Genomic DNA, 21824 nt, shown 5'->3' on the forward strand with positions numbered 1-21824 from the left:
CTCGTTCGATGGCGCTTCGAGTTGTTCCCGGTCTTTCGCACTGCTCGTCATTGCACTCTCCGTTCTTCCCAAAGAAGTTGAAGGTCATTGCGTAGCGAGTTTCCTTGTCACACAGCGGAATCCGACATGACTGGTCGAGGTGTCGACCGGTTCGGCGTGGCGCGCGGCCGGCCGATAGCGGCGGCAATAATTTGGCGCACACAGATGCGAACCGCCCTTGAGTACCTTGCGGGGAATTCTGATGTTCGGCTGACAGGCGTCGTAACTTTGATCTTCGCGGCCGCCACGCGGATTTTCAGGAATGCAGCACGCCTTCGGCGCGTCGGCTTCGTGTTTCGGTGAGTACCAATCGCTGGTCCATTCCCAGACATTGCCGATCATGTCGTGAACGCCATACCCGTTCGGCGGAAAAGCCGTCACAGGCGAGGTGCGCTCAAAGCCATCCTGACCAAGATTCTCCCGCGGGAATTCGCCCTGCCAGGTATTGGCCATATGCGCACCACCCGGCGCGAACTCGTCGCCCCATGCGAACTCTGCGCCGTCGAGGCCACCACGCGCGGCGAACTCCCATTCTGCTTCGGTCGGCAATTCCTTGCCGGCCCATTTTGCGTAAGCGAGCGCATCCGAATACGAAACGTGCACGACAGGGTGATTGTCGTGCACGTTGATATTGGTCTTGGGTCCGTAAGGATGGCGCCAGTCGGCGCCTTTCATGAAGGACCACCACTCGGCCCAATTGCGCAGATCGACCGGCTGACGCGGCGGGGTAAACACCAGCGAACCTGCATAGAGCATGTGAGGCAGTGCGCCGGGATAGTCCTTCGGATCTGGCGGAACCTCGGCGAGCGTCACATGCCCCGTGGCTTTGATGAACTGCTTGAACTGCCGGTTGGTGACAGGCGTTTGGTCGATCCAGAAGCCATCAACGGTCGCGCGATGACTTGGCGCTTCCTCTGGATAATGATGATCCGATCCGATGCGGAAGGTTCCGCCCGGAATCCACATCATGCCGTCCATTCGCAGATCGTCCGCTGATTGATCGCTTCGCTCGTTATCAGCCCGCAACATCGTCATGCATTCCCAACAACCATCGACTATCGGCAAACATCCCAGAATCCCTGTCTCCCGCTAGGATAGGTGTAGTACCAGCAAATAGCCGGACCCTGGCGGGGACACCGCCCACGCGGCCGCCGTCGCTGCTGTCACGAAACCGATGGCAGCACCTGCCGCGATCGCACCGCCGGGCGGCCACCTGTACCACCCGGGGCGCACCCAGCGACCAGTCCGAACGGCCGGGCGAACGACCGTTGATCGGCGCACAACAGCACCGCCGCGCGGCCCGACGACGGCTCGGCCTCTGTGCACAACCACGACCGGGACAACCACTGACGTGTCGTTGACTTGTAGTTTGTGCAATGCGCCATGACCGGGCATGGCGGCGGTCGCTGGCGCAAGTTGAACCACGACGAAGAGTTCCGCCACGAAGAAAATCGCAGCATTCCGGCGAAGCCTTGAATCGTCGAAGGTCATGGTGTCTGTCCCTTCTTGTTTCAACGCAAAGAAATTTTAGCAAAGAAAACCCTGGCCGCGTCAATGCTGCTCACTTGATGGCCAGCGAGGAGCACACTATGCGCAGGATCTGAAATTGGGATGTGCAGTTTGTGCCAAAGTTCTCGATCGTGCCGTCAAGGATTAAGGGGACACTCGTCACGGCTCGCAATTTTGCTAAAAGTCAGCACGAGTTTTCACGCCAGACTTTGGAGGTTGTTGTTCCGCAGAAATTCCGTTTAGATTGCAATCGGCCATATGCGCGGTCGCACGCAGATTCCTTTGGGCGGAGGTATGATGCGATATAGTTCTCGTATGATTTTTGGCTTCGGTACGATGCTGCTTGTTGCTGCTGCCGCCGAGAATGCAAAAGCGGCAGAAGGCGCGGTCGGTGTCTATCTGCTCGGTGCTCGCGGCCCGATGGCCGGCTTTACACCGCCCCCGGGATTATACTTCCAGGACGACACGTATTTTTATGACGGCAAGATCGGCGGTGGGCGAACGCTCCCGTTCGGAGGCTTGCTGGTTGCGAACGTTAGCGCCACGACCTGGATGAATCTTCCAACCACGATCTGGGTGACGCCCGCGAAAATATTCGGCGGCGATCTGGCTTTCTCCGCCACCGTGCCGACATTTGGCGAACCGCGGGTGAACGCGGGCCTGCTGGTGAATTCACCGCGCCTGGGGCCGATCGGCGCGAACGTTAGTGACTCAGAGCTTAATGTCAGCGACTTCCTCGTAAGCTCTTTTGTCGGATGGCATTCGGGAAATTTCCACTGGCAGCTTGGCGTGAGCGGAATCATCCCTTCCGGAAGCTACGTTGCGGGCCAGTTGTCCAATGCGTCGCTGAATAGGCCCGGGGTAGATATCTACGGCGCGCTGACATGGCTCGACCCGACAATCGGTGTTGATTTATCCATGGCGATGGGCGCCACGTTCAATCAAACCAACCGGGCGACGGACTACAAGACCGGCGACGAGTTCCATCTGGAATGGGCCGCCTCGAAGTACATCACCAAGGAATTCACTGTCGGCCTCGTAGGCTATTACTATCAGCAATTCACCGGTGACAGCGGCAGCGGCGCGAGACTTGGATCGTTCGAGGGCCGTGTCATCGCGCTCGGCGGAACTGTCGGATATACATTTGAAGTTGGGAAGTTGCCGATTTCTACGCGCATCAAAGTCTATCGTGAGTTTGATGCGCAAAATCGCATGGAGGGCACATCGGGTTTTTTCACCGTCTCGCTGCCCCTGGCCGCCGATTCCTCGGTGAAGCCGATGTCATCAGCGATCAAGGCCAAGTTCTAGATGGATCTTGGGTGCTTCACCCCTGTTGGTGTCCTATTGAAAGGGACGACACAATGAGTGAGCTTTCGGTGACAACCGCCCGCGTGAGTGACTTCGAGGGTTTTCGCGAGGCAGTTCACGGCTCCCACGTGGACGTGATGCAACTTGAGCGCGGCAAGCTACGAGGTTCTCTGACCCACGTCGGAATTGGAAATTTCTCTCTCAGCATTGGATCATTCTCAGCCGGAATTCGAACGCAGCGAACGTCGAATGAGCAAAAGCTCATCATCGGAATGCTGCTGGGATCCAGCAATCGTGTAACGCACTGGTCGTACGACATGCAGCCCGGCGACGTTCTGGTTATTCCGCCGAGCATCGACCATGACGGCAGGTTTTTTGGCGCCTCCTCTTACGCCGCCATTCGTCTGGATTTGACGGACGTCGCCAGCATCTTCGGCGGCGCAACAGATTTGGCCGATCCCGCGACATGGAGTGTAAAGAACCACTACACGGCCGATCCACGCATCGGCGCAATTGCGATTTATAGATTGCGCAAGATCGCTTCGCGCCTCGCGGATTCGACTGGCGACTTTCCTGATCAGTCGGCCGATTTCTGGAGACGGTCAATCACGGATGCCATGATGGCAACTGTCCTGCATTCACTGCCGTCGGACACCGCGAGGCTACACACATCCGCCACCGCGCTGGTCCGGAACGTCGAACATTACATCGATACGGCGGGCACGAGGCCAGTCCATATCTCGGAGATTTGCACCGAGTTCGCCGTATCTCGTCGAAGCCTTCATCGAGCATTTGACGAGGTTCTGGGTATGGGACCGGTGACGTTCCTGCGCCACAAGCGCTTGTGCAACATTCATTCCATCCTGCGCGAACGCGATCCGACGCAAACCACAGTGGCCAAAGTCGCAATCGAACATGGATTCATCGAATTGGGGCGTTTCGCCTATTACTACCACACGCTTTTCGGAGAGCATCCGTCGAAGACGCTCGGCGCTCGTCGCACTACGCGATCACTCGCCGTTGCATGATATTACCAGCTTTGATGCGCTCCATAAGTTCGAGAGTTTTCTTCACAACAGTATCGGCAGCGTAGAGCAACCGCGTCCGCGCTCTGAACATGGCGAGACGTCATCGATTCTCCGCTATGACCTTTTGCGTTCCTATCGCAGGCTCCGAAAAACCAGGAATGTTCGCCGCGAGGCTCAAGCTGTTCGCTTATGGGTTAAAGCTCACACCAAGGCCTTGCTGGAGTCTCCATCGCTAGCGATGCCGGCGCGCAATGTCCCAGCCTCCGCTTTGCGCCGAGAGCCGCCCTCAGGTCACCTCTAGTCTTTTAGGCCGTATGACCTGACCCGGCCAATTTGCGGGGCACGGGCTCAAGTCGAAGCCCAAATTTCCCCGCGGGAAGAAATGTGCGGCCGCGCGCCAACTTGGAGGAAGCGCGCGACCGCGGCGCCGCGAGAGCTACGACAGCCTCGTGGCGGACTACTTGCGGCGAACCGCTATCGTGTTTTGGGGCGAAGCCGGATTCGCTACCCAATGATCGCTTTGACCTCCAGATATTCTTCGAAGCCGAAAACCCCGAACTCGCGCCCATTGCCGGACTGCTTGTATCCTCCGAACGGAAGGCTGCGGTCGAATGCAGCGCCGTTGAGGTAAACACGTCCCGCGCGGATGCGATTGGCGACGGTGCGCGCTCGGTTGCGATCACGCGATTGCACGAAGCCCGCTAGTCCGAACGGCGTATCATTGGCAATCTCGATGGCCTCGTCCTCGCTATCATAGCTCATGATGGACAGCACAGGACCGAACACCTCCTCGCGCGCAATTCTCATCGACGTCACGTCGCCGAACACGGTAGGGCGAACGTAGTATCCGCGATTGAGCCCCGCCGGCCGACCCGTTCCGCCCGCTACCAGGGTCGCGCCCTCGTCGATGCCGGACTGGATCAGGTCTTGCACTTTCTGGAATTGTGACTGGCTCACCAAAGGCCCCATGGTGGACGCCGGATCGAGCGGATCGCCGAGGCGGATGCTGCCGACGGCTTCACTTGCCGCGGCGAAGGTTGCGTCGCGCTGTGCGCGCGGAATCAGCATGCGCGTGGGCGACTGGCAGTTCTGGCCAGCATTTGTGTAGCAGGCGTGAACGCCCTGTATCACGGCAGCTTTCAGATCGGCATCCGGAAGGATGATATTGGCGGACTTTCCGCCCAGTTCCTGCGCGACACGCTTGACCGTATCCGCCGCCAGCTTGGCCACCCTGACACCGGCGGCTGTCGATCCGGTGAATGACACCATGTCGATCTCGAGATGGGCGGCGATTGCCTCGCCCACCATCGGACCATCGCCGTTCACCACATTGAACACACCCGCTGGAATGCCGGCGTCGTGCACGATCTCGGCGAACAGCATGGAGCTCAGCGGTGCGATCTCACTCGGCTTGAGAATGACCGTGCAGCCGGCGGCCAGCGCTGGCGCGACCTTCGAAGCCACCTGGTTCAACGGCCAGTTCCACGGCGTGATCAGGCCGCATACACCGATCGGCTCGCGACGAACGACCCCGCCTCCCATCGGTTCTTCGAACCTGTAGTCCGCAAGCACGCGCGCAGCTTCCTCGAAATGAAACAGCGCAACGGTCGCCTGGCGCTCCGTCGCAAAGGTGATCGGCGATCCCATTTCCAGCGTCATCATCCGCGCCAGTTCCGGCAGACGTGCCCTGAATCCCTCGATGATCTTCTGAAGATAGACGAGGCGATCTTTCACGCTCACGTCGGAATATGTCGCGAAGGCGCGGCGGGCGGCCTCCGCGGCCCGGTCCACATCCCGGCGGGAGCCCAGGCTGATCCGCGCGAAGGCCTCCTCCGTCGCAGGATTGAAAACTTCAAGAGTTGACGGTGTGACGGGATCCACCCAGGCGCCGTCGATATAGAACTTCAGCTTGTCCATCTTCTCCATCCGTAGTGCCTACATAGCCATTGTGTTTGGAGCTCGCGGCCCCGCCGTCGCTATCTCGCCGCAACTCCCGCCGCCGAGTGCTTTAGAGGTGCCTGCCCTCGTCCACGGGCACGACGATCCCCGTCGAGCTCGTCAGGCTGACGATGCAGGCCATCACCGCTCTTGCGACATCATCGGGCGTCGTGATGCGGGCAAGCGGGAGTTTTTCGGCGACCCGCTGCAACTGTTCCCGCGTCCGGCCGGCGACGAAATCCGTATCCACGCCGGCCGGCGAAATGGAAAACACCCGGATTTTGGGTGCGAGCACTTTCGCGAGCGCGATCGTCAACGCGTCGACGCCCGCCTTGGCGGAGAGATAAGCGAGGCTGCTTCCCAGCCCGGTGCGGGCGGCAATGGACGAAATGTTCACAATGGCAGCGCCGCTGCCGCGTTCCAGCAACGGACGGAAAGCGCGCACCATGGCGAAAGGCCCCCGCAGGTTGACGGTCACGGTCCGGTCGAAGATCTCGTCGGTCAGTGCGTCAAGATCTTGGGCGGGTACTGGCGTCGTGGCGCCTCCACAATTGACCAGCACATCGAGCCGGCCATACGCCTTCTCAACCCGCGCCGCCGCTTCGGCGATGGAGGATGGATCGTCGATCGCGATGCACAGAGCGAGATGCCCGGTGCCCTGCAGCCCGCTTACGACATCTTCTGCCAGTTCCTTGCGGCTCTTGTAGCCGACCACGACAGCCGATCCGCTGGCCGCGAGGCGTGCCGCTGTCGCCTTGCCGATCCCGCTGCTGCCGCCTGTGACGAGCGCCACTGTGGGAGTCGATAGCGCGGGAACATCGATGTGGATCACGTCAGTCACTTCATCACTCCCGATCGTCAGGCGGCGTGCCTGCACTCAGCGCAAGCAGGACAACGTTACACTGCGCCATGCCTGCCTCGTTCTTGCTACATTGCAATTTTTGCCGCCTCGATCACCGGCCGCCACTTGGCGAGCTCGGCCGCGACGAATGCCTTGAGATCGTCGGGTGATCCGCCGACGCCCAGCAATGCATTCTGCCCGAGAATAGCCTTCCCCTTTTCACTCTGGAGAAAGCTGTTCACGATGCTGTTCAACTTGGTGACGATCTCCGGCGACGTCCCGGTCGGCGCGACCATGGCGTACCACGCTGATGCCTCGAAGCCCTTGAAGCCCGTCTCCTGCACCGTCGGCACGGCCGGCAGTTGCGCGGCCCGCTGGCTGGTCGTGACGGCAAGCGCCTGAACTTTTCCCGAAGTGACCAGCGGCACATAGGTCGGCATGAAGTCGATGACGATGTCGATCTGACCGCCGAGCAAATCCGTCATCAGCGGTGATGTGCCGCGATACGGCACGTTGGTCATCTTGACGCCGACGGACCTCTGCACCAGTTCCGACGTGATGTGCCCGAGTGTGCCGTTGCCGGGATGTCCCACATTGACCTTGTCAGGGTTCTGTTTCGCATAAGTAATCAACTCTTCGAATGTCTTCGCTGGAAAGTCGGCGCGCGCCGTTACAATGAGCGGGGACTTGGCGACGAGAACGACCGGCGTGAAATCCTTTTCGGAATCATAGGCCAGCCCCTTATACATCAGCTTGTTGAGCGCAATCGGCGCAGGCGTGCCGAACAGGAGCGTGTAGCCGTCAGCGCTCGCCTTGGCCACGGCCGCACCGCCAATGCTGCCGCCTGCCCCCGCTCTATTGTCGACGATGAATTGCTTGCCGAGCGCCTCGCTCAGCGCCTGGCCAACGGCGCGCGCGAGCGTGTCGACGGCGGATCCTGCGGGAAACGGCACGATCATGGTGACCATCCGCTCCGGCCATCCTTGCGCGACAGCACTATGGATGGGCGTCAGGGCGAACACGAGACCGCATAGGCCAGCTAACAATGCACGCATGTTTCCTCCGATTTATACAGAGCGGGCTGTGCCCGCTTGTTCGGCGCCGTCTTCCGCAGCGCTTTCCCTGTTCGATGTCCTACAATCAAACCGCTATCGAAGTTGCGGAATGTGCCGCCGTTCCGCTGTACGGCACGGCTTGCTCACGCGCTTGCGTGAACAGCCCCCCCGGCACATCTGCCGGGGGCTCTTGTTTTCACACCGACCCGGTGGTCGATCAGGCTCAGAACGACCGCAGGATCTGAACCGCGCCGTTGTAGAGGTTCTGATCGCGTATGGCGTAAGATGTGCCGGCAGGCTTGCCGACGACGTTGCCGGTGTAGGTGCCACCCAGGCTCTGATCCAGGCGGCTGTAGATGAATTCCGCCGAGAGCGTCAGATTTTGAACGGGCGTCCAGGCTGTTCTCGTGCCGACCTGCGTGGTGGCAAAGTCGAAGTTGTTGGTGGTCCCGGACAGAACGCCGGCGGACGAAGCCGCTGCCGAGGACGAACTGGTGCCGAAGCCCCGCGTGGTCGAGGCGAATGCCCCTGCCAGCAGAGCGTTGCCCGCATCACCGTAGGAGATGTGGCTGTAGTTGGCGAACAGCGAGGTGCGCCACGCCGGGTTCCAGTAATGCTCGAAGAAGCCGCTGACTTCCCAGGCCGAGCTCTGCACGATCTGGCCGCCAGGTGCATAGACGCCATCGAGAACGTAGCCGAAGCCGACCGTGTTGCCATCGAACTTGGCGAACCGGCCGCCGCCCAGCGTATCGACGGTGCCCGCGAAGACGTATTTCGCGGCGCCCTTGGCGTAGGAGGCTTCCAGCTTGAGGCTGTCGCCCGCGCCAGTTGGCAGGTTCTTGAACTCGACAGCGCCGCTTACGGCGAAGCCGTAGGCATCGTCAGGGTGGCCGGAGGGTTCATTGGTGTAGTATTGAGCCGTCGCCTGATGAAGGGCTGCAGCGAAATGCAGCGTGCCCCATGCCTGATCGAGACGCAGATTGCCGACAACGTCCGGCATATGGTTGCCGCCGGCGGCATTACCGAGGAACGTATTGGATGACGAACCGTAGAATGCACCGGTGAACTGCGAGGCACCGGGCGCCACGATGAACGTGTTCACATTCCACAAGCCGGCATTGCGATAGGGCGACGCATTCTCGAGCGAGATGGTGCCGGAGACGCCGTTGCCGAACGACGCCGTATAGGCCAGCTGCGGGATGCCGGTCGCATTGTTGGAGCCCGCGAAGAAGCCGGAGGCAATGGTCGGCTTGGCGAGCGCCCATTGCGGGTCGAACTGCGAGACGGCCTTACCGAAGGTGAAACCTGCGAACTGGATGAACGCGAAATCCACCTCGACGAAGCCGCCGGCGATGCTTTCACGTCCCTGCGCGAAGTCGAAATGAATGTTAGAGAATGTGCGAAGCAGACCATATTCGGTCGCCGTGCGCGTATCCGTGGTCAGCGTCAGGCGCGGCTTGGTGTTGAAGTAATCTTTTGTGTAGAGATTGTTGCCGCCAGCGCCACCGAACCAGTACGGCACGTCATAGTTGCTCGCGGCATTGAACGCGGTATCGATGCGAAGTGCACCGCCGATCTTGATGCAGGTGTCGGTGCCCGGGATGTAATAGAAGCCCGCGCCGTAAAGCGAGCAGATCTTCACATATTCGACCGCCTTGGCCTTCACAGGAAGATCGGCTGCGTGTGCACCGCCGATTGCGAGAATCCCTGCCGCCGAGCCGAGAACAAGAGTCTTGATAGTCGTCGTCATTATAGCCCTCCGAATTGCCTTCGTTCCCTCAGTTAAATCTTACTTCGCCGTGCATCGCCGCTCGCGCTCTTTGTTCGCGAGGGCGTAACACCGTTTTGATGTAAGATATTGATGGGGTGATCAGTCTGTCAACGACGGCAGCGAATTTCGGGCCAATGATGAACGGAGTGTGTCATTCGCGTTGCATTGACGCACAAATGAAGGGCGCCGTTTCGTCATCGCGAACAACTATCAAAACTCATGCGTGCCGCGCGTCGAGAACGATGATCGCTATCCCGCCAAATGGAGTTCGTATCGCCTCGCTGCGACATTGCCGGCGATCGCTTTAGTGAGTCGCTTCGCAAAATGGAGCGGGTGCTGCGGCTCACGCGCGTAGCGATATCATTAGGGGTGCAGGACAGCGCATCCGACATGGTCGGCGTATGAATGTCGTCGTTATTGTCGAGCCTGCGTCATTTGGTCCCGCACCGGATGCGAACTGCTGTTCGACGCCCCCTGTCAGCTCACCCCGCCATCGGCGATGATCGTCCGCCCGGTAAGCCATTTCGCCTCCGGCGATGCCAGAAACAGCGCGACACCGGCAATGTCATCGGTTTGCCCGATGCGCCCGAGCGGCGTCATCGCCGCGATCCCCGCGCCGCGCTCGGCCAGTATCTGCGTCGTCATGTCGGTCTCGATCACACCAGGAGCGATCGTGTTGACTGTGATCCCGCGGGGGCCGAGTTCCTTGGCAAGCGCATGCGACAGCGCGGCCACCGCCGCCTTGGAGGCCGCATAGATCAAGGTGGTCGGGATCGGCCGGGTCGCGAGTGCGGAGGAGAAATTGATGATCCGTCCTCCCGGCGCGGTCAGATGCGGGAGTGCCGCCTGAATAACAGCGATCGTGCCGAGGACATTGGTATCGAAGGTAACGCGAAACAGTTCGGAGTCGATCGCCTCGAACGGTCGATATTCCGCGATGCCGGCGCAATTCACCAGAATGTCGAGATGCCCGAACCGCGCAATGACCTGCGCGACCATCGCCCTCGCATCGTCCGGATTGGAAATGTCACCGGTAACGCCGATGCCTTGCGCTCCCAACGCGGCGATATCACCGAGTACCGCATCCGCCGCCGCGGATTCATTGCGGTAGCCGATCGCCACGCGACTGCCCGCGCTGGCAAAACGCCGTGCGATCGCAGCTCCCATGCCGCGCGAGCCGCCCGTGACCAGTACGACCTTGCCGCTCAACGAATCCCGGTCGGTCCGCCCTTGATTGCTGATGCTCATGACCTGCCTTTTGCGGTGGGAGTGACTGCTGCGGTGCTGGCGTGCGACGCCATGTCTTCGACGGCCTGCTGCAGTCGCTTGCTCCATTGCAGCAGATACACTTCGCGGCCGTCGGCATCGACACGCGGTGCTGCGTAAGCGACGAACGGTTCAAGAGCTGTCATGCCGAGATACTCGATCATCAGGCGCTGCGCTGGCCACAGCACGGTCCGGATGTCGCCATAAGCGTCGCCAGCCGAGAACCGTTGCCGAGTGCCGCCGGTGCTGAGGCACAGCAGCCCGTACTTGTCGGGAAAGAAACCGCTGGCAAAGCGGCGACCATCGGCATAGGCGAAGCCATAAGCGAGAACGCGATCGAACCAGCCTTTCAGAATGGCCGGCATGCCGCCCCACCAGATCGGGTAGAGCCAGACAACGAGATCGGCGTCGCGAAAGCGCTGCTGCTCACGCGCGAGGTCGGTCGCAAAACCGCCCGTGCCGTACGCATGGGCCTGTTCGGTCTGGTAGTGAAACCGCTCCGCATCCGCCACTGCATTGAAATCGTGCCGCCCGGCAACCGGGTCGAATTGCTCGGCATACAGATCAGATACCACCACGGTGTGGCCGGCCTGACGCAGCGCCGCGACACCGGCATCCTTCAGGGCGCCAGTGAACGACGTCGGCTCGGGATGTGCGTAGACCATCAAGACATTCATCGCGATACTCTCACCGGCATTTGCCTCGGATCAGGCGCTCTTCGCCCTGCCGGCGAACAATCCGCTCGGGAAGAACAGGAGGACGATGAGTAGCACTGTCAGCGCCACGATGTTCTTGAAACCGGCGCCGAAGAACACGATGGCGCCGGACTGGATGACACCGAGAAAGATGCCGCCGACCAGCGCCGCCGGCGCGCTCCCGAAGCCACCGATGATCGCCGCGATGAAACCATTGATGCCGAACGGACCGCCGACGCTGTAGGCCGTATATTGCGTCGGCGTGATGAGAATGCCGGCGGCGGCGCCCAGCGCGGCGCTGAGTGCAAAGGAGACAATCAACATGCGCTCGACAGGAATGCCCAGCAGCGCCGCCGCCTCGCGATTCTGCGAACAGGCTCGCAACGCCCGCCCCATCCGCGTGCGGTTGAAGAACTGCGTCAGTGCGAACACCATCAAGGCACCGCATCCGAGCACCCAGAACAGCTGATAGCCGATCGCGATCGGCCCGATCTTTAGCGGCCCGCCGGAGGTGAATTCCGGATAGGTCCGCGGCTGATCGCCCAGAGTGAGAATGACGACCTGTTCGATCAGAAGCTGGATGGCCAGCGTCGCAAGAATGATCGCGAACAACGGCGCCTTGCGACGCCACATCGGATTGATGATGGCGATCTGAACGAGAACGCCGATGCCCGCGACCAGGATCGTGGACAGTACCGCCGAAACATAGATCGGCAGGCCGAATTGCGTCAGCAGCGTATGTGCGAACATGCCGCCGAGCATGACGAACACGCCCTGCGCGAAATTGACGATGCCGCTGGCATTGTAGATGACGCAAAATCCGATCGCGACCAGTCCGTAGATCAGTCCGATACCGACGCCGTTGACGAGGCTCTGGACGAGTTCGACTGCGCTAGGCATGTGCTGCCTCCTCTACGCCGAGATAAGCGGCAATGACTTCGGGATGAACCTTGATTTCGTCCGGCGTGCCTTCGGCAATCTTCCGGCCGAAATCGAGCACAGCGATCCGGTGTGCGATTCGCGTAACCAGACCGACGTCGTGCTCGATCAACAGCACCGTGGTGCCCTGGCGGTTGATCTTCTGGATGATATGCGCGAGCCCATCGGTCTCCTGCGTATTGAGACCGGCGGCCGGCTCGTCGAGCAGCAGAAGTCGCGGCCTGGATGCCAACGCGCGCGCGACCTCGAGCAGACGTTGCTGGCCATAGGGCAGCAACTCGGCATCGAGATCAGCGTGCGCGCCAAGCCCGACGAAATCGAGCAATTCGCGCGCCCGTTCGTGAACCTCGGCTTCCTGCCGGCGAAACCAGGACGGCCGCAGCAGCGCAGCGGCGACGCCGCCCCGGGTGGCGAGGTGGCAACCGACCTCGACATTCTCGGCGACGGACATGCCCTTGAACAGTTGCACGAGCTGAAACGTCCGGATCAGCCCCATGGCGGCGATCTGATCCTGGCGCATGCGCGTGGTGTCGCGGCCATCGAAGGCGATGCTTCCCGAGGTCGAATTGAGGAATCCGGAGATCATGCTGAAGAATGTGGTCTTGCCCGCGCCGTTCGGACCGATGACCGCGAACAGGCTGCCCTGAGGGACTTCGAGATCGATCTCGTTATTGGCGAGCAACCCGCCGAAACGCTTGGTCAGACCTTTGACCTTGAGGAGAGCCATCGTCACGCCTCCCCTTTGTCTTTGCGCTGGCGAAACAGTCCGCCGAGCGCAGAGAGGCCCTTGGGCGCATAGATCAGCATCAGCAGCAGCACCAGCGCATAGGCGATGTCCTGGAAGCGGCCGGTGCTGCGGAAGATTTCCGGCAGGAGGGACGCAACGATGGCGCCGACGACCGGACCGATCAGCGTGCCGACGCCACCGACATAGAGCATCGTGAAGGTCACGATGACCATCTGCGGGCCGAACACTTCGGGACTGATGAAGCCGACCGTATGCGCGAACAGCGATCCGGCCGCCGACGCGTACAGTCCGGCGATGACGAAGGCGATGAGCTTGAAGCGCGAGATGCGAATGCCGAGCGCAGCGGCGCCGTTCTCGCTTCCTGAAATGGCGCGCAGTCCGCGGCCAAAGCGGGAATCGCGCAAACGCTGCGATATCCAGAAGCCGACCAGCAGCAGCCCGCCGAGACAGAGCAGCTTCAGCCTTTCGTCCTCAACGGTCAGGCTGCCGATGCCGAGCGGTGGAATGCCGGCATAGCCCATATAGCCCTGGGTCAGGCTGGTCCACTGGACCGAGATGTCATAGGTGATGAGGCCCAGCGCGAAGGTCGCCATCGCGAGATAGTGGCCACGCAGACGCAGGGTGGGATAGCCGATCACGAGCGCAGCTATTCCCGCAACGCCCATCGAAGCGATGAGGGCGAGCGCAGGCTCCCAATTGTACTGCACGCAGAGAATGGCGCTGCCGTAGCCGCCGATACAGGCAAAGGCGTTCTGGCCGAAGGATGCCTGGCCCGTATAGCCCATGAAGAAATTCAATCCGAGGCAAAAGATGCCGTAGATCATCGCGAGCTGCATCACCGTCAGCAGGTAGCCGCCATAAACGAGGACGGCGACGAACAGCAGCGCTCCGGCCCCGAGCAGGCCAAGGGAGAAACGATCCAGACGTGCAACCGGCTTAGGTGAAGTAATAGCGAGCGAGGTCATGATGCGATTCAATCTCCTGTGTCGGCAACTCGGCCCGAACGCTTCCAGAGGCAAGAATATAAACACGCTGGGCGAGCTTGAGCGCCAGCGGCGCTTTCTGCTCGACCAGCAAGATGCCGAGGCCCTCCTTGTTGAGAGCACCGAGTGTCGACAGAATTTCAGAGGCGACGCGCGGCGCGAGGCCAAGCGACGGCTCGTCGAGAATGAGCAGCTTCGGATCAGCCATCAATGCACGGCCGACGGCCAGCATCTGCTGCTCGCCGCCGGACATGGACGACGCGGTCTGGTCGATGCGTTCGCGCAGCCGCGGAAACAGGGAAAACACCTTCTCCAGCTGCCGCTCGCTGTGGGCCTGCGGTCCGGACAGTTTGTAAGCGCCGAGTTGCAGGTTCTCCCGCACGCTCATGTCGCCGAACAGGCCGCGCCCTTCCTGCACCATGATGATTCCGAGCCCAGCCAGTTCATGGGTGCGCAGATGGGTGACGTCCCGACCGTTGAAGATAATCTGACCGGTGCTGGCGATCAGCCGCGTGATGGCGCGAAGCAAGGTGGTCTTGCCCGCTCCGTTCGGCCCCAGAATGGTGACGAACTCGCCCGGCGCGACATGGAGCGCAGTCGACCGCAGCGCTTCGATATGACCGTAGCGCGCCGTCAGATCGCGCACGGCGATCAGCGGGGTGATGTCCGCTGTCGCCGTCATTTCTTGAGAACCAGAACGCCGTCCTTCACGGACGCGATCACATAGGGATTCCTGGTGATGCCGATGTGGTTCTCGGCGCTGAAGTCGTAGGACGCGCCTGCACCGTCGTAATGGCCGAGTTTCTCGAAGGCATCGCGCACGGCCGTCCCGTCGGTCGAGTTCGCCTTCTTCATGGCGGCGGCCATCATCATGATGGAGTCCCAGGCACGCGAAGCCTGCGCGTTGTCGGACTTGCCGAATTTTGCCTTCATCGCCTTGACGAACGGCTCGGCGGCCGCGCGTGCAGCGGGGTCCGTGATGACGCTGATGTCATCGGCCGCCACCTGGATGAGCGGCGACGGAACCAGATACTGGTCGCCAAGCACCTTGCCGGCCGAGAGCAAGATATCGAGCTCGTTGATGCTGCCCAGCATCAGCATCTTGGTCAGGCCGAGGCTGCGGATGTTGTTGGCGACGGTGACCACCGCATTGCCCTGCCCCAGCATGATAATCGCGCCGGCGCCGGCCGCATTGATGCGCCCGATCTGGACGCTGAAGTCAGCGTCATCCTGCTGGTAGGACTCGTTGGCCACGACAGTCAGTCCGAATTCCTCGGCACCCTTTTCCGCCAGACCGCGCATCAGCAGGCTGTAGGGGCTCGGATCGGAGAGGATTCCGACCTTACGGATATCGGTCTTGTCCTTGAGATACTGGTAGCGCGCATCCACCTCGAATTTGGGCGGCGGCAGAAACTGGAAGGCCCACTTCTGCTCATCGGGCTGGCGCGGCAGAATGGAGCAGAGAAACATCGGCAGCTTGGCTCTGGAGACGAAGCTCGCGGCGGCAAAGTTTCCGGCCGAAATGCAGCCGCTGTCGAAGGCAGCGACCTTGTCGTCTGTCATCATCTTGCGATAGACGACCACCGCCTGCTGCGGCGTCGACTTGTTGTCCTCGATCACCAGTTCAAGCTTCTTGCCGAGGACACCGCCCTGCGCATTGACCGCCTCAATGGCGATCTGCATCCCGTCGCGCCAGTGACCGTCGGTCGCCGAGCCGTATCCCGTCAACCCTAGCGACGATCCGATCTTGATCGTCTGCTGCGCTGACGCTGGCAGTGCCAGCGTGAGCGCGAACAGCGTGGCGCAAATCGACGCCTTGCGTGGTCTCATGTTTCCGTCCCTGTCTGTTTTTCTCAGCTTGAATGCTGATTGCAGATTGATTGGTCTAGCGCGTGCTCATCCAACCTTGTCCCGGACATCGCGCAGGCCGGCGGTCGCCGCCTGGCGCAGGAAGCCCTGGTCCGACGAGAGCACGAAGACGCTGGCGCCAAGCGAATTCAGCCAGGCGGCCTCGCTCGCATTGCCGACATAGACGCTGATCGGCTTATTGGCCTTGCGTGCGGCCTCCGAGATCCGCTCGACCGCGCGCAACACATCGGGCGGGTCCTTCGATTCATCGCCGAAGGCGGCCGTCAGGTCGCCCCGCCCGATAAACAGCGAGTCGACGCCATCGACGGCAGCGATGGCATCGATCTCGTCCAGCGCCACCGGATCCTCGATCTGGGCCACGAACACCATCCGGGCATCCGAATCCGCAATGTGCCGCCACATCGGTATGCCGGAATAGCGACCCGCGCGCGTGCTGGTCGCAAAGCCGCGGCTGCCGCCGCGATAGCGCAACATCGCCGCAACTTCGCGCGCATAGGCCGCGCTCTTGACATGAGGGACCAGGACCCCGGTCGCGCCGCAATCGAGCACCGAGAGAATGGCCTCGGGTCCCGGCACCCGAACCAGCGCCGGCGTGTCGGTTGCCCGTGCAGCCATCAGCGCGGTGTCGCTGCTGGTACGATCGAACGGCCCGTGCTCCTGATCGATCACGACGAAGTCGTAACCGATCTCACCGAGGATTTCGGTGCCATGACCGGTCGGTGTCTTCAAAAACGTGCCGACAAGTTTCTGACCGCCAAGCAGGCGCTGCCGGAATGTGGAAGCAGTTATCATCTTTGATAATCCTGTTGCCGTTGCTGGGTGGGCTGCCGATTACAGCATCGGATATTCGTCGGCGTTCAGGATCCAGCCGGGCTTCTGCGAGAAGTCGAGCCGCGGCGGACAGAAGATGTCGACAAGCTGGTTGAAGTCACTTCCACAGGCCTCAGTGGTGTGAATCGAGGGCGGCGGGATGACGGCGATGGACGGCGTCTTGCACAGTTCGTGATCGTCCTTGCGCCAGTTCTTCTTGTTGATCGTCCAGGGCCAGCGCAGATGGTGAATGAACTCCCCCTCCACCGCGAGCGAGCACTGCTCGAAGTCGTCGTGATGGTGCGGCGACAGTTTGCTGGGATCGCGGGGGCCGTTATAGCCGTCGAGATAGTTCACCATGATGGTCGTACAGCGCCAGATACGACCGAAGCGGCCCGGCTCCGGCGGCACGTCGAGACTGTAGACGCGCAGACGAAAGCCGTCTTTCGGCGCCGGCCACGGCTCCAGCGGTGCGACGTAAGGCTTGGCCGTCGCATAGGAAGCCGCATTGGCGCATTTCGCCGCGAGATCCTCCGACCGCGTGGTGAAGATGCGAACGATCTTGCCGGCTTCGATGATCTTGATGCTGGAGTGTCCAGGCGGCACAAACGCCAAGGACCGCCCATTGACGCGCTGCGTGCCGTCCGCCGTGGTAATCTCCACGACCACCCTGGGATCGGACAACAGGACGGCATATTCGTCCGGCTGCTCCTCGCGCGCCAGCACGCCGCCCGCCTTTCCTTCCGTATGCACGAGCAAGAAGTTCTGACCGCGCCCATACCAACTCTTGCCTGACGGCCCATCTTCCTGCGGCGGCTCGTCATAGAAGCGGAGATATTCCGCCTGGCCGAAAGGCCCCGCAGGCGCTGCGCTTGCAGCTGCGGGCGCAAGCTTGGCCCTCGGATCGGTCGTGTCGTACATATGGGATCTCCCTTGATGTCAATTCTGGGAGCCGGCGTTTCACGATGTGCCGGCCTGAGATTGTGCCTTGTCCGGAAAGCTAACTGGCCCTCGCCGCGGCGACGTCCGCTTCGATACCGAGCGCGCGCGCGGTGTTGCTGGAGACCATCTTGCGGATCTGATCGTCGTCGTAGCCCAGATCCATGCAGAGCCTGATGCCGCGGCGGAAGCCATCGAGCGGACTGAACGTTCCGGTCTGGCCGAGGTCGGAGCACAGCATCGTCTGCTCCACGCCCGCGGCCTCGATCTGGTCGCGCAGACCCTCGGCCTCACGGCTCTTGAACTTGCAGCCGTCGAGGAACATGCAGAGCGAGTGCTCAACGAAGGCCCCCATCGCCGCGATGCCTTTGACGTCATTCAACGACGCATCGACGATATCCTCGGGATGGGTGAACACCAGACGCTTGACGCCCCGGCGCTGCGCCTCTTCGAAGATCACCCAGGTCTCGCTGACATGCAGGTGGCCACTCGCGAGCACCATGTCGTTGCGCGCCACGATGTCGATAATTTCCTTCATGTCGTCGCGCACCGACTTGTCGTCGTTCAATACCGGAATCGCAGTGACCGGTCGCATCCGCTCGGTGGAGGCCGGATGCACCCATTGAGCAGACGCCTGCCATCGCAGATGGTTTGCGGCGGCCAGCGTGGGAAGCCAGACGATCCTGCCGCCCAGCGCGGCGGTGTGTTCAACCGCATAGGGGTTGAGACCGCCCACCACATTGTTGAGCACGATACTGGAATAGATCTTCGTCTTCAGCTCGGGAAAGTGCTGCCGGATCAATTCGGCCGTCATGACGCCGCTGTAGTCGTGATCCTTGGTGACGACGGCGGCGAAACCCGCCTGCGAAGCCTGCTGAAGCAACGTGACGTGGTCGATGCCACGCGGCGCGATAGACGGCCCGCTATGCACATGCGGATCAATCGCACCTTTCAGCAGCGCGTCGATGCGCGCCTCGACCTTGGGGTCAGCTTTCTCTGTCATTCCCTCACCGCATTTTGTCCGACCGCCCGCAAAGACCGTCGATTTCGTTGATGTTCGCGAGAGCAGAACATCGTTTCATTTTAAGATACTGGCCGACGCGACGTCGTGTCAATAGTTTCCGGGACTGCGATCGCGAACCTCCACGCATCAATCACATTGCACTTGCAATCCACTCCGCTACGTTGTTCAGCACTCGGGAACATGAAGTTGAGAAACGATGAGCGATTCAGGATCAAGCGGCGTCCACTCCGTGCAGTTGGCTATCGACGTGCTGGAGGCCGTTGCATTCTCGGACGATGAACTGGGCGTGACGCAGATCGCCGACCGTCTGGGCATGACGAAGGGATCGGTGCATCGGCATCTGCAGACGCTGGTCGACCGCGGCTATCTCGCGCAGAATTCCAGCACCTCGCGTTACAGCATCGGTCCGAAAGGCCGGCTGCTCGCCCGGCATGCGCCGGATGCGGATCTCATCCAGCTCGCGGAAGGACCGATGCGGCAGTTGCGTGATGCCCTCGGTCATTTCGTCGTGCTCTCCGAGATGACGCCGCGCGGCGCGTTGATCCTGCACAAGCTGTCGGGCACGGCGGCGATTGAACTTGGCGTCCGGCCGGGCAGCGAATTGACCTTCCATGCGTCGGCGCAGGGAAAGGTTCTGCTCGCTTTCGCCCCCAGCCCCATGAGAGCACGCGTCCTCGCGCAGCCGCTGCAGCGCTTCACCGACAAGACCATCGTGTCGGTCCGCAAGCTCGAGCAGGAATATCTGGATATCGTGCGTCTTGGATTTGCCTCGGCACCCGAGCAAAGCTTGATCGGAATGAATGCGATAGCCGCACCAATCTTCGACGCGCAGGACGCCTGCATCGCTTCGATCGCCATCGTGGCATCGATCCAGGTCCTGCCGGAGAAGACACGGCCGTCCGACGTCGCCCAGCTCATCGAGGCTGCGCGCCAGATCTCGCACAAGCTCGGCCATGGCCGCGGCGCGCATCAGCCACCGCCCGTCAAGCGCAGCGCGCGGACGGCGCGCCCGCGTTAAAGCTGATCGGCAATGTATTTTCTCCAGTTGTCGGTGCGCAGCGGCATGTCGGCGAAGGTCTTACGCTGGTCTGCCGCCTTGCCGATCAGTTCGGCAGCGGTCATGCCCTTGCCGCGCAAGTAAGCGTCGAGTTCATCCAGCGCGGATGACAGCACGGCAGCGCCGCGCAGCATCACGACCGATGCCATCTCCACCGCGCTGGCGCCGGCGAGCATCATGCGCGCCACATCAAGACCCGTGCGTGCACCGTTGGTCGCGATCAGGGGCTTGTCGCCGCCAAGTTGTTGCCGCGACACGGTCAGCCAGTGACATGTCAGCGGCAGATTCCAGTATCCACCGACGCCCAGCGTCGTTCCCAGAAACGGCTGCATCGTCTCGACATCCGGTATGAAGCCGAGCAGCCGCCCGGCCATGACCACGGTTTCGCCGCCTGCGCGAAATGCGGCATCGGCCAAGTCCGGCACGCGCTCGCTCTGTCCGGTGATCTTGACCCACAGCGGGATGCCGATCGCCTGCTGTACCGCCGACACGATCATGGACACTCGCTCGGGATCGAGCTCGGTGGACACCACGCCTTTGGCCTGGCTGGCATAGGGTGTGCCGATATTGAGCTCGAGAACGCGCACGCCGGCCTGTTCGACCTGCCTGGCCATTTCGACCGTCCGCGCGACATCCGCAACGATCAGGCTCGCGACCGCATAGGCGTCCACTAGTCTGGATTCGCGATCGAGCCGAGCCGTTTGATCGAGCCATGCATCGAAGCTCTGCGGCGTCAGGCCGGAGCGACAGGCGATGAATGCCGTGTCAGGCGCATTCGGCGTCCACGCCATTTCGCGCCACTCGCTGTCGAGCAACATATATTCCGCCCGCTGCAGCTGATCACGACCACGCTCGGATTCGTTGACGGACTTGACCACCACCGCGCCGACACCGGCGCGCAGCGCGCGACGGACACCTTCGGGGTCGATATGGTGCTCGGCTGATCCCGCGATCAGCGGATTCTTGAGGGCCGTACGACCGACGGCCACGTTAAGACGCGTCATCCCGCCAGTCCTCTCAGTGTTCCGCAAGGCGGGTGGGAAGGCCAATGATCTCGCGCGCCTCGCGGGGTGATGCGATCGCTCCGCCGAGCTCCTCGACGATGCGACGGGCCTTCTCCACCATGGCCGCATTCGATGGCGCGAGCTGTCCGCGCGACAAATAGACGGCGTCTTCCAGACCGACACGAACGTGTCCGCCGCACAGATAGGATTGCGCGACATTGTGGAACGACGTCTTGCCGATGCCGATTGCGGTGAACTGGGCATCCGGCGGCAACATGTTGCGGGCGTAGATGACCGTCTCGGGACTTGGCTGAAAACCATAGCGAACACCCATGACAAACGAGCAGAGTACGGGCCCGTCGAGTGTGTTGTCCTTCAACAGATCATGCATCAGTGCGATATCGCCGGAATCGAACAGTTCGATCTCCGGCTTGACCCCGGCTTCGCGGATCACCTTCGCCATCCGCCTGACATTACCGGGCGTATTGATAACGACTTCCCTGCCCGAATTCATGGTGTTGAGATCGAGGGTACAGATATCCGGGCGAAGCGCGGCAATGTGCTCGACGCGTTTTTCAGGCGCGATCAACGTCGTTCCCGGCGCTGCGACGCGCGGCTGGTCCGTGGATGGAACGAAACGGCCGCCGGGCCCCGTAGTGATGTTGAGGATCAACTGGATGTTTTTCGCGCGTATCCGTTCAACGACATCCCGGTAATAAGCGAGCTCCATCGAAGGCTTCCCGGTGGAGGGGTCTCTTACATGGATATGCACGATCGCGGCGCCGGCCTCGGCCGCCCCGAGACAGGCCTCGGCGATCTCCGCCGGCGTGATCGGCAGATGCGGTGTCTGTTTCGGCGTGGTCAGATTGCCGGTGACGGCACAAGTGATGAATATCTTTTGACGCGGCGCCTGCATCGCCCGTGCTCCTGTTCGTTCTGCGACCGTCGACATGACGGCCGATCTCATTTCAATTTATGCGGTGATGCTTTTTGGCAGCGCC

At 61.4% G+C, this 21824-nt stretch carries 20 protein-coding genes; 3 read left to right on the top strand and 17 right to left on the bottom strand.

What is annotated here, in order from left to right; all coding sequences use genetic code 11:
• Nucleotides 1–84: 84 nt before the first annotated feature.
• Nucleotides 85–1068 carry a formylglycine-generating enzyme family protein gene (locus tag AB8A38_RS11075; RefSeq protein ID WP_439086006.1) on the bottom strand — a complete coding sequence of 328 codons (984 nt, stop codon included), beginning with the start codon at nt 1066–1068 and terminating at the stop codon, nt 85–87.
• Nucleotides 1069–1863: 795 nt separating this feature from the next.
• Between AB8A38_RS11075 and AB8A38_RS11080 the strand changes: the two genes are divergently transcribed.
• On the top strand, nt 1864–2856 hold the full coding sequence (locus tag AB8A38_RS11080; protein ID WP_439086007.1) for a SphA family protein: 993 nt from the start codon (nt 1864–1866) through the stop codon (nt 2854–2856).
• A 53-nt stretch (nt 2857–2909) separates the two neighbouring features.
• A complete protein-coding gene (locus tag AB8A38_RS11085; protein ID WP_439086008.1) occupies nt 2910–3884 on the top strand; it encodes a helix-turn-helix domain-containing protein in 975 nt (324 codons plus the stop codon).
• A gap of 504 nt (nt 3885–4388) precedes the next feature.
• Here the strand turns inward: AB8A38_RS11085 and AB8A38_RS11090 are convergent.
• The 14 genes from AB8A38_RS11090 to AB8A38_RS11155 all read right to left on the bottom strand — a co-directional run bounded on the left by AB8A38_RS11090 (nt 4389) and on the right by AB8A38_RS11155 (nt 18741).
• On the bottom strand, nt 4389–5801 hold the full coding sequence (locus tag AB8A38_RS11090) for an aldehyde dehydrogenase family protein (protein WP_439086009.1): 1413 nt from the start codon (nt 5799–5801) through the stop codon (nt 4389–4391).
• A gap of 91 nt (nt 5802–5892) precedes the next feature.
• On the bottom strand, nt 5893–6663 hold the full coding sequence (locus AB8A38_RS11095; protein ID WP_439086010.1) for an SDR family NAD(P)-dependent oxidoreductase: 771 nt from the start codon (nt 6661–6663) through the stop codon (nt 5893–5895).
• A gap of 86 nt (nt 6664–6749) precedes the next feature.
• The gene (locus AB8A38_RS11100) at nt 6750–7718 is read right to left on the bottom strand and encodes a Bug family tripartite tricarboxylate transporter substrate binding protein (RefSeq protein WP_439086011.1); all 969 of its coding nucleotides are present in this window, start codon (nt 7716–7718) and stop codon (nt 6750–6752) included.
• A gap of 223 nt (nt 7719–7941) precedes the next feature.
• Nucleotides 7942–9468, bottom strand: a complete 1527-nt coding sequence (locus AB8A38_RS11105) for a porin (RefSeq protein ID WP_439086012.1) — start codon at nt 9466–9468, stop codon at nt 7942–7944.
• A 498-nt stretch (nt 9469–9966) separates the two neighbouring features.
• The gene (locus AB8A38_RS11110; protein WP_439086013.1) at nt 9967–10737 is read right to left on the bottom strand and encodes an SDR family NAD(P)-dependent oxidoreductase; all 771 of its coding nucleotides are present in this window, start codon (nt 10735–10737) and stop codon (nt 9967–9969) included.
• On the bottom strand, nt 10734–11432 hold the full coding sequence (locus tag AB8A38_RS11115; protein WP_315841145.1) for an NAD(P)H-dependent oxidoreductase: 699 nt from the start codon (nt 11430–11432) through the stop codon (nt 10734–10736). Before AB8A38_RS11115 ends, AB8A38_RS11110 begins: the two co-directional genes overlap by 4 nt.
• Before the next feature lie 30 nt (nt 11433–11462).
• Complete coding sequence (locus AB8A38_RS11120) at nt 11463–12350, bottom strand: branched-chain amino acid ABC transporter permease (protein ID WP_092139405.1); 888 nt, start codon at nt 12348–12350, stop codon at nt 11463–11465.
• Nucleotides 12343–13116 (bottom strand): ABC transporter ATP-binding protein, encoded by a 774-nt coding sequence (locus tag AB8A38_RS11125; RefSeq protein ID WP_315841144.1) that lies wholly within the window; start codon nt 13114–13116, stop codon nt 12343–12345. The genes AB8A38_RS11120 and AB8A38_RS11125 overlap by 8 nt, the downstream gene beginning before the upstream one ends.
• 2 nt (nt 13117–13118) lie before the next feature.
• Nucleotides 13119–14102, bottom strand: a complete 984-nt coding sequence (locus AB8A38_RS11130) for a branched-chain amino acid ABC transporter permease (protein ID WP_439086014.1) — start codon at nt 14100–14102, stop codon at nt 13119–13121.
• Complete coding sequence (locus AB8A38_RS11135) at nt 14074–14802, bottom strand: ABC transporter ATP-binding protein (protein WP_439086015.1); 729 nt, start codon at nt 14800–14802, stop codon at nt 14074–14076. Before AB8A38_RS11135 ends, AB8A38_RS11130 begins: the two co-directional genes overlap by 29 nt.
• Nucleotides 14799–15950: an ABC transporter substrate-binding protein gene (locus tag AB8A38_RS11140; RefSeq protein WP_439086016.1), complete on the bottom strand. Its 1152-nt coding sequence runs from the start codon at nt 15948–15950 to the stop codon at nt 14799–14801. The genes AB8A38_RS11135 and AB8A38_RS11140 overlap by 4 nt, the downstream gene beginning before the upstream one ends.
• A 66-nt stretch (nt 15951–16016) precedes the next feature.
• Nucleotides 16017–16781, bottom strand: a complete 765-nt coding sequence (locus AB8A38_RS11145; protein WP_439086017.1) for an HpcH/HpaI aldolase family protein — start codon at nt 16779–16781, stop codon at nt 16017–16019.
• Nucleotides 16782–16820: 39 nt separating this feature from the next.
• Nucleotides 16821–17720 (bottom strand): hypothetical protein, encoded by a 900-nt coding sequence (locus AB8A38_RS11150; protein WP_439086018.1) that lies wholly within the window; start codon nt 17718–17720, stop codon nt 16821–16823.
• A gap of 79 nt (nt 17721–17799) precedes the next feature.
• On the bottom strand, nt 17800–18741 hold the full coding sequence (locus AB8A38_RS11155; RefSeq protein ID WP_439086019.1) for a DUF6282 family protein: 942 nt from the start codon (nt 18739–18741) through the stop codon (nt 17800–17802).
• A 217-nt stretch (nt 18742–18958) separates the two neighbouring features.
• On the opposite strand from AB8A38_RS11155, the gene AB8A38_RS11160 reads away from it, so the two are divergent.
• Nucleotides 18959–19780 carry an IclR family transcriptional regulator gene (locus tag AB8A38_RS11160; protein ID WP_439086020.1) on the top strand — a complete coding sequence of 274 codons (822 nt, stop codon included), beginning with the start codon at nt 18959–18961 and terminating at the stop codon, nt 19778–19780.
• On the opposite strand, the gene AB8A38_RS11165 is transcribed toward AB8A38_RS11160, so the two are convergent.
• Together AB8A38_RS11165 and AB8A38_RS11170 are read right to left on the bottom strand one after the other, a co-directional pair.
• Nucleotides 19777–20823 carry a tRNA-dihydrouridine synthase gene (locus AB8A38_RS11165; RefSeq protein WP_439086021.1) on the bottom strand — a complete coding sequence of 349 codons (1047 nt, stop codon included), beginning with the start codon at nt 20821–20823 and terminating at the stop codon, nt 19777–19779. The two genes, AB8A38_RS11160 and AB8A38_RS11165, sit on opposite strands and share 4 nt — an antisense overlap.
• A 13-nt stretch (nt 20824–20836) precedes the next feature.
• Complete coding sequence (locus tag AB8A38_RS11170; RefSeq protein ID WP_439086022.1) at nt 20837–21739, bottom strand: 3-keto-5-aminohexanoate cleavage protein; 903 nt, start codon at nt 21737–21739, stop codon at nt 20837–20839.
• Nucleotides 21740–21824: the final 85 nt, after the last annotated feature.

Source organism: Tardiphaga sp. 839_C3_N1_4 (assembly GCF_051811045.1).
Lineage (GTDB): Bacteria > Pseudomonadota > Alphaproteobacteria > Rhizobiales > Xanthobacteraceae > Tardiphaga.

Coding starts and splice junctions, on each gene's coding strand:
- AB8A38_RS11145 (WP_439086017.1), bottom strand. CDS start 16,781: ATGATAACTGCTTCCACATTCCGGCAGCGCCTGCTTGGCGGTCAGAAA.
- AB8A38_RS11110 (WP_439086013.1), bottom strand. CDS start 10,737: ATGAGCATCAGCAATCAAGGGCGGACCGACCGGGATTCGTTGAGCGGC.
- AB8A38_RS11080 (WP_439086007.1), top strand. CDS start 1,864: ATGATTTTTGGCTTCGGTACGATGCTGCTTGTTGCTGCTGCCGCCGAG.
- AB8A38_RS11170 (WP_439086022.1), bottom strand. CDS start 21,739: ATGCAGGCGCCGCGTCAAAAGATATTCATCACTTGTGCCGTCACCGGC.
- AB8A38_RS11100 (WP_439086011.1), bottom strand. CDS start 7,718: ATGCGTGCATTGTTAGCTGGCCTATGCGGTCTCGTGTTCGCCCTGACG.
- AB8A38_RS11135 (WP_439086015.1), bottom strand. CDS start 14,802: ATGACGGCGACAGCGGACATCACCCCGCTGATCGCCGTGCGCGATCTG.
- AB8A38_RS11115 (WP_315841145.1), bottom strand. CDS start 11,432: ATGAATGTCTTGATGGTCTACGCACATCCCGAGCCGACGTCGTTCACT.
- AB8A38_RS11120 (WP_092139405.1), bottom strand. CDS start 12,350: ATGCCTAGCGCAGTCGAACTCGTCCAGAGCCTCGTCAACGGCGTCGGT.
- AB8A38_RS11155 (WP_439086019.1), bottom strand. CDS start 18,741: ATGACAGAGAAAGCTGACCCCAAGGTCGAGGCGCGCATCGACGCGCTG.
- AB8A38_RS11105 (WP_439086012.1), bottom strand. CDS start 9,468: ATGACGACGACTATCAAGACTCTTGTTCTCGGCTCGGCGGCAGGGATT.
- AB8A38_RS11160 (WP_439086020.1), top strand. CDS start 18,959: ATGAGCGATTCAGGATCAAGCGGCGTCCACTCCGTGCAGTTGGCTATC.
- AB8A38_RS11130 (WP_439086014.1), bottom strand. CDS start 14,102: ATGACCTCGCTCGCTATTACTTCACCTAAGCCGGTTGCACGTCTGGAT.
- AB8A38_RS11125 (WP_315841144.1), bottom strand. CDS start 13,116: ATGGCTCTCCTCAAGGTCAAAGGTCTGACCAAGCGTTTCGGCGGGTTG.
- AB8A38_RS11140 (WP_439086016.1), bottom strand. CDS start 15,950: ATGAGACCACGCAAGGCGTCGATTTGCGCCACGCTGTTCGCGCTCACG.
- AB8A38_RS11085 (WP_439086008.1), top strand. CDS start 2,910: ATGAGTGAGCTTTCGGTGACAACCGCCCGCGTGAGTGACTTCGAGGGT.
- AB8A38_RS11090 (WP_439086009.1), bottom strand. CDS start 5,801: ATGGACAAGCTGAAGTTCTATATCGACGGCGCCTGGGTGGATCCCGTC.
- AB8A38_RS11075 (WP_439086006.1), bottom strand. CDS start 1,068: ATGTTGCGGGCTGATAACGAGCGAAGCGATCAATCAGCGGACGATCTG.
- AB8A38_RS11165 (WP_439086021.1), bottom strand. CDS start 20,823: ATGACGCGTCTTAACGTGGCCGTCGGTCGTACGGCCCTCAAGAATCCG.
- AB8A38_RS11150 (WP_439086018.1), bottom strand. CDS start 17,720: ATGTACGACACGACCGATCCGAGGGCCAAGCTTGCGCCCGCAGCTGCA.